Origin of the sequence: Mesorhizobium sp. AA22 (assembly GCF_001672375.2) — a bacterium.
Lineage (GTDB): Bacteria > Pseudomonadota > Alphaproteobacteria > Rhizobiales > Rhizobiaceae > Mesorhizobium > Mesorhizobium wenxiniae.
This window is the reverse complement of record NZ_CP048406.1, coordinates 547,083-560,415: the sequence shown is the minus strand read 5'-3', so window position 1 is coordinate 560,415 and position 13,333 is coordinate 547,083. Positions and strand designations below refer to the sequence as shown.

At 62.6% G+C, this 13,333-nt stretch carries 13 protein-coding genes and 2 pseudogenes; 7 read left to right on the top strand and 8 right to left on the bottom strand.

The window, feature by feature from the left end:
* Positions 1-210: 210 nt before the first annotated feature.
* The 3 genes from A9K68_RS02645 to A9K68_RS02635 form a co-directional block, all read right to left on the bottom strand.
* A complete protein-coding gene (locus A9K68_RS02645; RefSeq protein WP_065011627.1) occupies positions 211-1,212 on the bottom strand; it encodes an LLM class flavin-dependent oxidoreductase in 1,002 nt (333 codons plus the stop codon).
* Positions 1,213-1,368: 156 nt separating this feature from the next.
* Positions 1,369-2,538 (bottom strand): AI-2E family transporter, encoded by a 1,170-nt coding sequence (locus A9K68_RS02640; protein ID WP_065011626.1) that lies wholly within the window; start codon positions 2,536-2,538, stop codon positions 1,369-1,371.
* Positions 2,539-2,760: 222 nt separating this feature from the next.
* On the bottom strand, positions 2,761-3,822 hold the full coding sequence (locus A9K68_RS02635) for an LLM class flavin-dependent oxidoreductase (RefSeq protein WP_065011699.1): 1,062 nt from the start codon (positions 3,820-3,822) through the stop codon (positions 2,761-2,763).
* A 231-nt stretch (positions 3,823-4,053) separates the two neighbouring features.
* Here A9K68_RS02635 and A9K68_RS02630 point away from each other — a divergent pair, with 231 nt between their 5' ends.
* Positions 4,054-4,482 (top strand): DUF6481 family protein, encoded by a 429-nt coding sequence (locus A9K68_RS02630; protein ID WP_065011625.1) that lies wholly within the window; start codon positions 4,054-4,056, stop codon positions 4,480-4,482.
* Between the two features lie 186 nt (positions 4,483-4,668).
* Here the strand turns inward: A9K68_RS02630 and sugE are convergent, their stop codons facing one another.
* Positions 4,669-4,983, bottom strand: a complete 315-nt coding sequence (gene sugE, locus A9K68_RS02625) for a quaternary ammonium compound efflux SMR transporter SugE (RefSeq protein ID WP_065011624.1) — start codon at positions 4,981-4,983, stop codon at positions 4,669-4,671.
* A 191-nt stretch (positions 4,984-5,174) separates the two neighbouring features.
* On the bottom strand, positions 5,175-5,300 hold the full coding sequence (locus tag A9K68_RS32230; RefSeq protein WP_082982715.1) for a hypothetical protein: 126 nt from the start codon (positions 5,298-5,300) through the stop codon (positions 5,175-5,177).
* A 210-nt stretch (positions 5,301-5,510) separates the two neighbouring features.
* Between A9K68_RS32230 and A9K68_RS02620 the strand changes: the two are divergent.
* Positions 5,511-6,345 (top strand): annotated as a pseudogene (locus A9K68_RS02620) (transglutaminase family protein).
* On the opposite strand, the pseudogene A9K68_RS02615 reads toward A9K68_RS02620, so the two are convergent.
* Positions 6,323-6,445 (bottom strand): annotated as a pseudogene (locus tag A9K68_RS02615) (IS5/IS1182 family transposase); the annotation flags it as partial. The pseudogenes A9K68_RS02620 and A9K68_RS02615 overlap by 23 nt on opposite strands.
* 68 nt (positions 6,446-6,513) lie before the next feature.
* Positions 6,514-8,100, bottom strand: coding sequence for an adenylate/guanylate cyclase domain-containing protein (locus A9K68_RS02610; RefSeq protein ID WP_065011623.1), 1,587 nt, complete (start codon positions 8,098-8,100; stop codon positions 6,514-6,516).
* Between the two features lie 605 nt (positions 8,101-8,705).
* Here A9K68_RS02610 and A9K68_RS02605 point away from each other — a divergent pair.
* A complete protein-coding gene (locus tag A9K68_RS02605) occupies positions 8,706-9,110 on the top strand; it encodes a GFA family protein (RefSeq protein WP_029347257.1) in 405 nt (134 codons plus the stop codon).
* A 4-nt stretch (positions 9,111-9,114) separates the two neighbouring features.
* On the opposite strand, the gene A9K68_RS02600 is transcribed toward A9K68_RS02605, so the two are convergent.
* Positions 9,115-10,389, bottom strand: coding sequence for a DNA recombination protein RmuC (locus A9K68_RS02600; RefSeq protein WP_065011698.1), 1,275 nt, complete (start codon positions 10,387-10,389; stop codon positions 9,115-9,117).
* Between the two features lie 105 nt (positions 10,390-10,494).
* Between A9K68_RS02600 and def the strand changes: the two genes are divergently transcribed.
* The 4 genes from def to truA are packed head-to-tail and all read left to right on the top strand — an operon-like array spanning position 10,495 to position 13,260.
* On the top strand, positions 10,495-11,037 hold the full coding sequence (def, locus tag A9K68_RS02595; RefSeq protein ID WP_065011622.1) for a peptide deformylase: 543 nt from the start codon (positions 10,495-10,497) through the stop codon (positions 11,035-11,037).
* Between the two features lie 13 nt (positions 11,038-11,050).
* A complete protein-coding gene (fmt, locus tag A9K68_RS02590) occupies positions 11,051-11,980 on the top strand; it encodes a methionyl-tRNA formyltransferase (protein ID WP_203546915.1) in 930 nt (309 codons plus the stop codon).
* Positions 11,977-12,486, top strand: coding sequence for an N-acetyltransferase (locus A9K68_RS02585; protein ID WP_029347266.1), 510 nt, complete (start codon positions 11,977-11,979; stop codon positions 12,484-12,486). The genes fmt and A9K68_RS02585 overlap by 4 nt, the downstream gene beginning before the upstream one ends.
* A gap of 18 nt (positions 12,487-12,504) precedes the next feature.
* The gene (gene truA, locus A9K68_RS02580) at positions 12,505-13,260 is read left to right on the top strand and encodes a tRNA pseudouridine(38-40) synthase TruA (protein WP_065011620.1); all 756 of its coding nucleotides are present in this window, start codon (positions 12,505-12,507) and stop codon (positions 13,258-13,260) included.
* The last annotated feature ends 73 nt before the right edge of the window (positions 13,261-13,333 follow it).

The following is a 13,333-nucleotide window of genomic DNA, read 5'->3' as shown; positions in this document are numbered from 1 at the left end:
CGAGGGCTCCTCGTTGGCGCTCCGGCCCCCCCACTTTGGGGGTGTTTGGACCGGGCGATCGGCAGCGTGAGCACCGCGCCCACTCACTCCCGCGACGTTGACGACTGGCGAAAGCCGTGATGACGGCAAATCCCCAACCGGGGAGGTGTCCGGCAGGCCAGAGGGGGGCGCGAGGCATCGCTACACAACGGCTTTCCAGCCGTGCCGCTGTCAGGCCGCTTCCGACAGCGATTTGTGGGCGTCGCTCAGGATCTCGAAGGATCGCACCCGCGCTGCGTGGTCGAAAATCTGCGCGGTGACCATCAGCTCGTCGGCACTGGTGCGACGGATAAACGCTTCTATGCCTTGCCTGACCGTTTCCGGGGCGCCGACGACGGCGCAGGACAGCGCCTGGCCAAGCATGGTTTTGGCCATCGGATCGAGGTCGCGCTCATATCCCTCGACCGGCGGCGGCAATCGGCCGGGCCGGCCGGTGCGCAGATTGACGAAGGCCTGCTGCAGCGAGGTGAACAGCAGCCGCGCCTCAGCGTCGGAGGGCGCCGCGAACACGTTGAGGCCGAGCATGACATAGGGCTTGTCGAGCTGTTTCGATGGCTGGAAGCGCGAGCGGTAGATCTCCAGTGCGTGGTCGAGTTCGGCCGGTGCGAAATGCGAGGCGAAGGCGTAGGGCAGGCCGAGCATGGCTGCGAGCTGTGCGCCATAGAGGCTTGAGCCCAGGATCCAGATCGGCACCTGCTCGCCCTCGCCGGGTACGGCGCGGATACGCTGACCGTCTTCGGCCGCCTGGAAATAGCCCATCAGCTCGACGACATCCTGCGGGAAACTGTCGGCGCCGGCCTCGAGATTGCGGCGCAGCGCGCGCGCCGTGCCCATGTCGGTGCCCGGCGCCCGGCCGAGGCCGAGGTCGATGCGGCCGGGATGCAATGCGTTGAGCGTGCCGAACTGCTCGGCGATGACCAGCGGCGAATGGTTGGGCAGCATGATGCCGCCGGCGCCGACTCGTATCGTCCTGGTACCGCCTGCGACGTGGGCAATGACGACGGAGGTGGCGGCGCTGGCGATGCCAGGCATGTTGTGATGCTCGGCCAGCCAATAGCGCCTATATCCCAGCCGCTCGGCATGGCGGGCGAGATCGAGTGAATTGGCGAGCGATTGCGAAGCGTTGCTGCCTTCGACGATCGGCGACAGGTCGAGAACGGAAAGAGCGGTCATGGGCGGGGATCCTATGGACGGGAGGGATGTAGGAAGCGACTGCCAAGGCCGCAAATTCAAAAAATTGAACAGACGCCGCGCGTCCAAGCAGCCGCAAAGGACGCTCTGGCATTTGCGTCCGAGGGATTCCCTCCGGAACTTATCTCGGTTCCCGGATCATACGCCCGCCGCCTTCTCGGTCTCTGAAATCTCTTCGTCCTCAACCGCCGTATGCTGCGCCGCCAGGAAATTGCCGACATGGCTGAGGCCGTCGAAATGATCGCAGAACACCTTGATGACGACCAGCAGCGGCACCGCCATCAGCGCGCCGACGAAGCCCCACAACCAGGACCAGAAGGCAATGGCGATGAGGATCGCCACGGCGTTGATCTCGAGGCGGCGGCCAACCACAGTCGGCGTCACAAACTGGCCTTCGATGACGTCGCACAAAATGACGAATGCTGGCGCCAGCAGCGCATAGGAGATCGTCTCGAAGCTGATCAGCGAGATGACGGTAACCAGCGTGATCGTAATCAGCGCACCGATATAGGGCAGGAAATTAAGCAGAGCCGCTGCCGCGCTCCAGACCTGAGCGTTGGGCACGCCGAGGGCCCACAGGCCGAGCCCGATGACCGTGCCGAGGCCTGCGTTGATGACCGTGACGGTGAGCAGATAGTGCGAGATTTCACGTTCAACGTCGTAGACGACGCGCAGCGCCCGCTTCTTTTCGCTGAGACTGGGGAAGGACTGGACAATCTTCTCATAGAACATCGTGCCGGAGGCGAGCAGGAACAGCGACAGGACGAAGACAATGGTGACGCTGGTGCCGGCCGACAGCACATTGCCGGCGGCTTGCGAGAGAATGCCCGATGGCGCCATGGCCACCCTCTGAACGCCGGGCTCCTGGGAGGTCTGCGTTAGTCCCTCTATCTGACGCGAAATCTCCACGATCCTTTCGAACGGACGGCGCAGTTGCGCCAGACGTTCCGCAAGCTGCTGGCCGATCGACGAGGTGTTGTTGATGAGGTCGATGACCGGGCCGCTGAGCAAATACCCTGCGACAGCGATGACGCAGAACGACAGCAGCACCAGCAATGTCGCCGACATGGCATCGGGCAAGCCGTGCTTGCGCAGGAAGCGGACGATCGGCGTCAGCGTCAGTGCCAGCAGGAAAGCCAGAATGACCGGCATGAAGAAGGCACGGGCGAAGTAGAGCGCGAAGATCGCCATAAGGATGAAGATGCCAACGAGCAGCGAACGCACCAGATGGGTATCCGCACGCGCCTCGGCGCGCGAATCCGGGCTATCGGCAGCGCCTGCGCCCGAAGCGGCGGGTTCGGCTTTCATTCTGGCCCTCGGCGGCACACCGCGATTGGCGTAGACCGTGGGCGGAAACGCCTTTGCGGCTTCAAAGTTCCGTTAGAGCGACGTGCGTCCACTTGGACGCACAAAGTGCGCTCTGACACTTTGAATCTACGCATCGTGCTTTCCGAAAATCGATTCCGATTTTCGGGTCGATGCGTTAGCCGGCGTTGATGATGACCTTAGCCCTACGATCTTGCCGACGAATCAGGCGGCCGGCGCTGCCACGGCCCGGATGGCCTTCGCCGTTTCCTTGCGCACGATCGGCGCGACCTTCGTGCCGTAGAGTTCGATCGCCTTCATGACCTTGGCATGCGCCATGGTGCCGATCGCCATTTGCAGCAGGAAGCGTTCGTTGCCGAATATCCTGTGCTGGGCAACGATTTTTTCGGCCACCTGTTCTGGATTGCCGACGAACAGCGCGCCGTTAGGGCCGCGCGACTGGTCGAAATGTGCCCTCGATGTCGGACCCCAGCCGCGCTCGCGGCCAATGCGGTTCATCACCTCGGCCTGCGGCCTATAAAAATCGTCAGCCGCCTGGTCGGTGGTCTCGGCGATGAAGCCGTGGACGTTGAGGCTGGTAGCGAGATCAGCCGGATCGTTGCCCGCCCGTTTGGCCGCTTCCCTGTAAATGTCGAACAGCGGCGCGAACCGCGCCGGCGCGCCGCCGATGATGGCCAGCGCCAGCGGCAGGCCAAGCGCGCCGGCCCGCGCGGCGGATTGCGGCGTGCCGCCGATCGCGATCCAGATCGGCAATCTGCCTTGGAACGGGCGGGGGTAGACGCCGCGATCGTTGATCGAAGCGCGCAGCCTGCCCGACCAGGTCACCTTGACGCTGTCGCGTATGGCAAGCAGCAGGTCGAGCTTTTCGGCAAAGAGCTCGTCATAATCTTCGAGATTGTAGCCGAACAGCGGAAAGGATTCGATGAACGAGCCGCGCCCAGCCATGATCTCGGCCCGACCGCCGGATAGAAGGTCGAGTGTCGCAAACTGCTGGAAGACGCGAACCGGATCGTCGGAGGATAGCACGGTGACCGCGCTGGTCAGCTTTATGCGCCGGGTGCGTTCGGCCGCCGCGGCCAGGGCTACGACCGGCGCTGAAGCCGCATAATCGGGACGGTGATGCTCGCCCAGCCCAAACACGTCGAGGCCGACCTGGTCGGCCAGCTCGATCTCCTCGATCAGGTTGCGCAGCCGCTCATGCGCACCGATGGCACCAGGGCCCGGTTCCGGGCTGACGTCGGCGAAGGTATAGAGACCGAGTTCCATCATGTGTCATCCCAGTGTTTTGTTCTTCGCGCTACAGGTAGCGACCAGTCCGCCGCGCCACCAGAGGGGCGGATGGTGAACAGTGCATGTCCGTTTCAGCCGAATTCAGCCGAAGAGGCGTCTCCCGACTGCAACAGCTCAGAATTTCATGGCTGGCATACCGTTTTGGCGCTTGAACTCTGGGTTTTCACGCGTATGTAAGCCTCGCAAATTGACTCCAGGGAAGTGGACTTGGCTATCTATAGGGAAAAAGACGTTTTCGAGCGGCGCAATGCCGCAAACGAAGCAAAGAAGGCGCTTCTCGAGCGCTTCAAGGCAAGGCCGGCAGCAGACGATCCAGCGGTGCTGGCACGACAGGCCGAACGTAAGGCAATCCTCGAAGCTCGTGCGATACGCGAGGCCGAAAAGGCCAGGCTGAAGCAGGAAAAGCTGGCGCGCGAAGCGGCCGAAAAGGCCGAGCGCGAAGCTGCTGCCGAAGCAGCGCGTATTGCTGCGGAAGAAGCGGCGCAGGCGGAAGCGAAGATCCGGGAAGCCGAAGAGAACGAGCGCATCGCTCGTTTGCTTGCCGACGAGGCCGAGCGCAAGGCCAAGCGCGACGCGCGCTATGCGGCGCGCAAGCAGCGCACCGGCAGGACGCCTCCGGGCTTTTCCGCTCGCTAGCGCTCCTAAAGCGCGATTCACGAATCAAATTCAGGGCCGCCTTGCAGCGGCCCTGAAGGCGTTTGTGCTGCGGCCTTGCAGCAAAACCTATGCATGTCGCCCAAAAGTGCGCAGCGGTTTTGGGACGACATGCATAAAAACAAGAACTAAAGCGCGCCGCATGAATCTCTTCAGACGCGACGCGCTTTAGGTCGCGAGTTTCAATCCCATGATGCCGCAGACGATGAGTGCGATGCAGGCCAGCCTGATCGCGGTCGCAGGCTCGCCGAGCAGCCAGATGCCAAGCAGCGCCGTGCCGACGGTGCCGATGCCGGTCCACACCGCATAAGCCGTGCCGACCGGCAGCGTCTTCAGTGCCAGTCCGAGCAAGGCGAGACTGACGACCATCGAGACTATCGTCAAGACCGTCGGCAGCGGCCTCGAAAAGCCATCAGTGTATTTGAGGCCGATCGCCCAGCCGATCTCGAACAGGCCAGCGAAGAAGAGAAGAATCCATGACATCGGCTCGCTCCATTGGATTGCGGGTCGTCCCGGCCGATTTCGGGGAAAGCGCGAAGCCGTCTCACTGCATTGATTTAAAAATTTCGGGTGCCCAATCAACAGCAACGCCGGCGGCATTTCAGGACCAATCGCTGAATGTCGATTGGTCCTGAAATGCCGCCGGTCATGACCTCGCGTCGAAACGCCGAGAGTTACCTGTCCTTGAGTTTGGTCGCTTTGACGGGCGGCGCTTTCAGGGTCGGGGCAGCGGCGGGTTTCTTCGCGTCCTTTTTCGGCTTGCGGGCTTCTTTGCCCGCCTTCATCGCACCTTTAGCCATGATTCGTTTCCTCCATTGTGGCAAGCGAAATGAACCAAGAGAAACGCCCGACCGCAAGAGGCATAATCTGGCGCCGGCGCCAGCCGGCTGACGTCAACCGTTCCTAATTCGCTCGTAAACCGCGCTGGTCCGTGCGATGATCTTTTTTGCACTGCAGCAACAGCCCGTGCCTTCGCCGGGTGATGATCCAGCAGGCCGGTCAGGACGACAATGCGAATCCATATCGGCGGCGAGATGGGCTTCGATTTTCCGCAGGAAACGCCGCTGATCGCGATGCTCAACGTCCACTATTCCCGCGCGTCGGATCTCGAACGGCCGGATTTCCTGACCTCGAACCCACCGGTGCCGATCGAGAGCTACCGGGACAGTTTCGGCAACTGGTGCAACCGTCTTGTCGCCCCGCCGGGTCGCTTCAGCTTCGGCACGGACGCGGTGATCCGCGATACCGCCACTTTCGAGATGGCGGTCTGATGGCATGGCAGAACGAGGTGCGCGACCTGCCGTCCAACACGCTGCTGTTCCTGCTGCCCAGCCGCTATTGCGAGAGCGACGTGCTGGCAAACGAAGCGTGGCGGCTGTCGGCCACACGCCGCTTGGCATTCCACGCGTGCAGGCGGTCTGCGACTTCGTCCACAACCACATCATCTTCAATTACGGCAATGCGCGGCCGACGCGCACGGCGGCCGAAGCCTATCGCGAGCAGAGCGGGGTCTGCCGCCCGTCTCGCCGTCGCCTTCTGCCGCGCCTTGAACATCCCGACGCGCTACTGCACCGGCTACATCAGCGACATCGGCCTGCCGAAACCGTGGTCGGACATGGACCTCGCCGCCTGGATGGAGGTCTATCTCGGCGGCCGCTGGCATGCCTTCGATCCGCACAACAACGCGCCGCGCATCGGCCGCATCCTGATCGCCTCCGGCCGCGATGCAGCCGATGTGCCGCTGACCCATATTTTCGGGCCCGGCACGCTGGCCGGTTCAAGGTCTGGACGAACAAGATCGTCGACCAGGCCGTGTGGACAGTTACCGCAACCACAAGACAATAGCCGTGAGAGTGACAACGGCGCGGTAATTGCGGGCGGGTTTCTCGAAGCGGGTTGCGACCCGGCGGAACTGCTTGAGTTTGGAGAAGCAGCACTCAATGTGCTCTGTAAATTCACACGGCATGGAGATCACTTCGTTGAAGTCTCAAATGCGCTAAGACGTTCAAAAACCTAAAAAGCGGCGGGCTTGCTTCGGATGGTTAAGGCCAGGAGCGCCTCCGAAAGTCGTTTCTTCGCCCGCTCGACCCCGTTCTCGTCGATTGCCTCAACATCGAGGAACAAGTCGAGGCCAGTCGCGTGCTCGCTGATGACCTGAGGGCGCTGGGCCAGTTCACCCAGGAGGCCCTCGACTTCGTAGGGGACAACCTCCCGGCTGATCCCCTTCATGGCAATCGGTGCTAACGGACGCGCCCGGACAAGGTCGCGGACGAGCGCGTAAGTCTCATAGCTGAGGCAGATGCCGCCGGGCTCGGCAATCGACTGCAGACGGGCCGCCAAGTTCGCTTCGGCTCCGATGATCGTGTAATCCATCCGATCATCGGAACCGAAGTTTCCAACATTGCAATAGCCCGTGTTGATGCCCATGCGAGCTTGGAAGGGCCGTTCAACTCCGCGGTCACGCCACACCCTGTTCAACTGCTCCAGCCGGCGCTGCATGTCGACAGCCATGCGCAAGCAGGCTCTCGCGTCTTCCTCGACGCCTTGCGTCTCGGGGTCTCCGAAGAACACAAGAAGCGCGTCGCCGATGAACTTGTCGACGGTGGCGCCGTGTTTGAGCGCGATCGTCGACATCTCGGTGAAATACTCGTTGAGGAGAACCGTCAGGTCCTCGGGCTGGAGCCGTTCCACGATCGCGGTGAAATCCTTGACGTCGGAAAAAAAGATCGTGAGCTTCTTGCGCTCGGTCGCGATGGTGACGTCCTTCTGGCCGCTGAAGATGCTTTTGTAAATTTGAGGCGAGAGGTATTTGGCGATCTTCAATGAAATCGCGGCCAGGAAGTCGTTTGCCTCGGAAAGCTCTTTATTGATGCCCTGAACCAAGGCGGACTGACGACGCTGCAGGAGAATGAACGTCAGGCCCGCCGCCGCCGCGAAGCCGAAATATAGGAGCAGATATTTGAAAGCGAGGACGTTCGCAGCGATGGGCTGATTGACTGATATCTCCTGGATCCCTCGGACATCCCCAACCTTCCAGTCCGTCTTGGGGCTGTCCGGGTGTGAGTTATGGCAGGTCACACAGACTTGTCCCATTACAACCGGGGCTGCGGCGCGGACGTGCCGGTCAAACAGCGAACCCGAGACTTCGATGATCGGCTCCCTCGGGTTGGCGCGCAAAGCAAAGATTGCATTCCGCTCGAATGCATCGAGCTGATGGGGGTCGCGACCTTTGAAAGGTAGATCCGAGACGAACCGATATTTGACGGACCCGTCGTGAGCGCTGATGCGCTTGCCGAGTTCGATCGAGAGGGTTGCTGGAATAGGGATCGCGCCTTGCACGTCCCGGTAGTTGTGCGTCGCGGTCACGGCGTCGTCTGCTTGCAGCACGCGTCCCACGACTTCGCTGCCGTAGAATCCGCGCATTTCGTCGATGATCCGGCTGATTTCGCTGGCTTGCGTGCGCAGCATCCGTTCCGATAGGTCTCGAAGGTCGAGCCAGGCTGCGACGGGCAGACCTATAAGGCCGATGACCACTGCCGCTACCAGGAGCGGTCCCATGGTGCGCTGCTGACGCGCAATCTGTTCACCCAGTCCAGCCATTGTGCAAGCGCCCGGCAGTCACTAGCATCTGAATTATAGCTCATTCCCGGCAAGGTACTAGCGTCAGTCTTGGCTCGATGAAAACACGTCAGCCCTGCAACGACCGACCGAACTTGAGCGGTTGTTGCTAAGCCCCACCTCACAGCGCACTATACGGGCAGTGAATCAGTGAAGGGGGTGTCGCAAATGGGGCCCGGAATGCGCTCCGGGATAACGGCTCAGGGTCAGAAGTTCACCTCCGGCAAGGCTGAGACTTCTGCGGCCGGAGAGCGCTTCGGAAAAGAAAGTGTCCCGCGAAGCGTATCCTGCGGCGCCCGGCCAACTGGACTGTTCTCACGCTTGGAGAAGGAACGCTCAAAGCCACTGTCCGACTCTCTAGGGCTTTGGCCTATCGCTTTGAACGACTGGACGGCTCGTGCGTTGTGCTGCGTGTGGAGCTTCGGCGCATGGATCGATAGGCTTACAGCGGATGGAAACGATGCGGTACACCATGGCGGCGCATGGCGGGTCCCGAAAGTGAACTGCGCGGCGCTCGCCACATGCTATGTGTCCAAACGGGCGCACCTCGCTCAAGCATTGCCGAACGGATTTTGGGAGGAATGAAAATGAAGATCGACGGCGGGTGCCATTGCGGCGCCATCACTTACGAGGCGGAAGTCGATCCGGAAAAGACCAGTATCTGCCACTGCACCGATTGCCAGCAACTGACGGGCACGGCCTTCCGCGTGACCGTGCCGGCGCCGGAGGACCATTACCGGATCACCAAGGGCACGCCGAAGATCTACATCAAGACCGCACCGAGCGGCGCCAGGCGCGCCCAGGCTTTTTGCGGCGAGTGCGGTTCGCATCTCTATGCCACGTCGGTCGGCGACGGGCCGAAAGTCTACGGCATCAGGGTCGGCACGGCGCGACAGCGCGAACAACTGATCCCGAGAAAACAGATCTGGCACCGCTCGGCGCTGCACTGGCTGCCGGAATTCGCAGGCACGACGATCGTGGAGGAGCAGTAGCCTCTCAGTCGTCGCCTTCGACCACCCTTAGCCTCAGCTGGCCGGTCTTGGAGTCCGCGACGCGTGCGCCTGCTTCGGCCCTCGCGCCGGTCCCATGTGTCGTCCCGGCCGATCCGGCGTCTTCCTCCGTCGGCTGCGCGCCGAACTCCAGCGCCTCGATCTTCTGGCCGCGCTTGGTCACCTTCGTCGTCGAGACAAGGATGTCGTCGATATCCTTCGCCGACTGGCCGAAATGGCTCTGCAGCTTGCGCACCCGCTCGTCGAGGCGCGAGACATCCTCCATCAGCCGGATGACTTCGCCCTGGATCAGATGCGCCTGCTCGCGCATGCGGGCGTCCTTGAGGATCGCCTGGATGACCTGGATCGACAGCATCAGCAGCGACGGCGAGACGATGACTATTCGGGCGCGGTGCGCTTTGTGGACAATCCCCTCGAAATTCTCGTGGATCTCGGCGAACACCGATTCCGACGGAACGAACATGAAGGCGGTGTCCTGCGTCTCGCCCTGGATCAGGTATTTTTCGGAAATATCGCGGACATGCACCTCAATATCGCGCCGGAACGCTTGTGCGGCGAACTTCTGCAAATCGGCGCCTTCGGCGGCACGGATGGCATTCCAGGCTTCCAGCGGAAACTTGGCGTCGATGGCAAGTGCGGGCGCCCCATTCGGCATCTTCACCAGGCAGTCGGGCCGGCTTCCGTTCGACAGGGTCGCCTGGAATTCATAGGCGCCGTGCGGCAGGCCGTCGGCGACGATCGCCTCCATGCGCGACTGGCCGAAGGCGCCGCGCGTCTGCTTGTTGGAGAGGATCGCCTGAAGTTGAACGACCTGGCCGGCGAGCGACTGGATGTTGCCCTGCGCCGTATCGATGACCGCCAGCCGCTCCTGCAGCTTGGCGAGGCTCTCATGCGTCGATTTCGTCTGCTCGGTCATGGTCTGGCCGAGACGGCCGGTCATCGCGTCGAGGCGTTGGCCGATCGACTGTGTGAGTTCGGCCTGCCGCGCCCCGAACACTTCGGCGATGGCGCCCATGCGGCCCTGCATCTCGGCCTGGCTTTGCAAGATACCGGCCATCCGCGCCTCGGCGTCGCGGGCGTGGTCGGCGGCTTCGGCGGCAGCCACCGCACGCGCCTTGGCCGAGCGCCACAGCGCGACGACGAGCGCCACGAACAGCCCGAGGAACAGGATCGCGCCGAATGCCAATGCGTGGCCGAGCGTGATCCTGGTGGCGCCGAGCCGGGCGACCGGTTCGGACAGGATGGTGGTCAACTCGTTCATATTGGACAGCATAGATGATTCGGCCTGACGGGACAGATCAAAACGTGAACGGCGCTGCAAATGCCCCGGTTGACGCTTTTCATTCGAGGTCTTAGGTGAGACGCCATGTCGATCAAGCCGCTTATCATCCTTCCCGATCCCGTCCTGCGCCAGGTTTCAAAGCCGGTCGAGCGTGTCGACGGCGCTTTGCGCAAACTGGCCGACGACATGCTGGAGACCATGTATGATGCGCCGGGCATCGGTCTGGCGGCGATCCAGGTCGGCGAACCGCTGCGCATGCTGGTGGTTGACCTCGCCAAGGAAGACGAGACGCCGGCGCCGCATGTCTTTATCAATCCCGAAATCCTCGAGAGCGCCGATCAGCGCTCGGTCTACGAGGAGGGTTGCCTGTCGATCCCGGATTACTATGCCGAGGTCGAGCGCCCCGCCGCCGTGCGGGTGAAATATCTCGATCGTGACGGCAAGCTGCAGGAGATCGAGGCCGAAGGGCTGATGGCGACCTGCCTGCAGCATGAGATCGACCATCTCAACGGCGTTCTGTTCATCGACCACATCTCGAAGCTGAAGCGCGACATGGTGGTGAAGAAGTTCAAGAAGCTCGCCAGGGACAAGGCAGGCAACAAGGCGCCGGGCAAGTTGGTGGGGTAGGCTCAAAATGCCCCTGCGCGTCATCTTCATGGGTACCCCCGAATTTTCCGTTCCGACGCTGCGGGCGATCGCGGAAGCCGGGCATGAGATAGAAGCCGTCTATACCCAGCCACCGCGCGCCGCCGGTCGCCGCGGGCTGGGACTGATGCGGTCGCCGGTTCAGCGCGAGGCGGAGCAACTGGGCGTCGAGGTGCGGACGCCGGTGTCGCTGAAAAGCGAGGTCGAGCAGCAGGTGTTCCGCGCCTTGCGGGCCGATGTCGCCGTGGTCGTCGCCTATGGATTGCTGTTGCCCAAACCCATTCTCGAGGCGCCGCGGCTCGGCTGCCTCAATGGTCACGCGTCGCTGTTGCCGCGCTGGCGCGGCGCCGCCCCCATCCAGCGCGCCGTCATGGCCGGCGATTCCGAGACAGGCATGATGGTCATGCGGATGGAAGAAGGCCTGGACACCGGCCCGGTAGCCATGGTCGAAAAATGCGCCATCGGACCCGATATGACGGCCGGCGACCTGCACGATCGGTTGATGCTCATTGGCGCCGCGCGGATGGCGGAAGCGCTGGCACGGCTGGAACGGGATACCCTGACATTTACCACTCAGGCGACGGCGGGGGTGACCTACGCCAAAAAAATCGATAAAGCGGAGACGCGCATGGACTGGACGCGGCCTGCGGGCGAAGTCCACAATCATATTCGCGGCCTGTCGCCCTTTCCCGGCGCATGGTGCGAGACCGAAATCGGCGGCCGTCTGGAACGGCTGAAACTGCTTCGCTCGACGCTTTCGCAAGGCGCCGGCGAGCCGGGAGGAATTCTCGACGACCGGCTGACGGTCGCCTGCGGGTCAGGCGCGATCAGGTTGGTCGAAGTTCAACGTGCGGGCGGAAGGCCCATTGCCGCGCAGGAGTTTCTGCACGGGGCCAAGCTCGAAAAAGGAATGAAGTTCTCATGAGCATGATGTCAATACGCGCGGCGACGCCGCGAGACCGCGAGGCGATTCGCCTTGTCGAGGAACACGCATTCGGCCAGCAGGCGGAGGCCGGATTGGTCGATGCACTGGTCAGCGGCGGCGACGCCGTCGTCGAACTGGTGGCGGAAGAAGATGGACAGGTGGTCGGCCATATCCTGTTTTCGCGGCTTTTCGTGCAAAACGGCGGCAAGAGCTTTTCGGCCGTGGCGCTGGCGCCCCTGGCGGTCGAGCCGTCATTCCATGGCACCGGCATCGGCGGCGCGCTGATCCGCGAGGCGCATATCCGACTGAAGGAAGCCGGCGAGGCGCTGGCGGTAGTGCTTGGCGATCCTGCCTATTATGGCCGCTTCGGCTACAGCCATGCGCGCGCCGAAAAGTTCGAAAGCGAGTACCAGGGCGAAGCGTTGCAGGCGCTGGCCTGGGGCGAGGCGCCTGAGACCGGCAGACTGGTCTACGCTTCAGCCTTTAGCTCCGCGCTCGCCGCCTAACCTCAATCCCGCTTAGGAATGCCGCGTTTTCGCCTCGACATCGAATATGACGGCAGCCTCTATGCCGGCTGGCAGCGCCAGGCAGACCAGCCTTCGGTGCAGCAGGCGATCGAGCAGGCGATCGAGAGGTTCTGCGGCGAACAGGTCTCGCTGCGCAGCGCCGGCCGCACCGATGCCGGCGTCCATGCGACTGCTCAGGTGGCGCATGTCGATCTCGTCAAGGCATGGCCTGATGACAAGGTGCGCGATGCCGTCAATGCCCACCTGCAAACGGCCAAGGCGCGCATCGCCATCCTCAAGGCGGCTGTCGTGCCTGATAGCTTCGACGCGCGTTTCTCGGCGATCGGCCGCCACTATCTCTACCGCATCGTCAACCGACGCGCGCCGGCGGCACTCGACAAGGGCAAGATCTGGTGGGTGCCGAAGCGGCTCGACGCCGAGGCTATGCACGAGGCGGCAAAGGTGCTGCTGGGGCGGCATGATTTCACCACGTTTCGCTCGACCCAGTGCCAGGCCGACAGCCCGGTCCGGACGCTCGACCGGCTGGATGTCGGTCGGCTGTGTGACGTGATCGAAGTGCGAGCCTCGGCGCGCTCGTTCCTGCATAATCAGGTGCGCTCGATGGTCGGCTCGCTGAAGCGCGTCGGCGAAGGCGGCTGGACGGTTGCCGACCTGAAGGCGGCGCTCGACGCGCGCGACCGTGCCGCCTGTGGCCAGGTGGCGCCGCCCGACGGACTTTTTCTCGTCGGTGTGGATTATCCGAAGGTCGACTAAGGCGCGTCGCGTCTGAAAGGATTCATCCGACCCGCTTTAAGTTCCTGTTTTTATGCATGTCCCAAAACCGCTG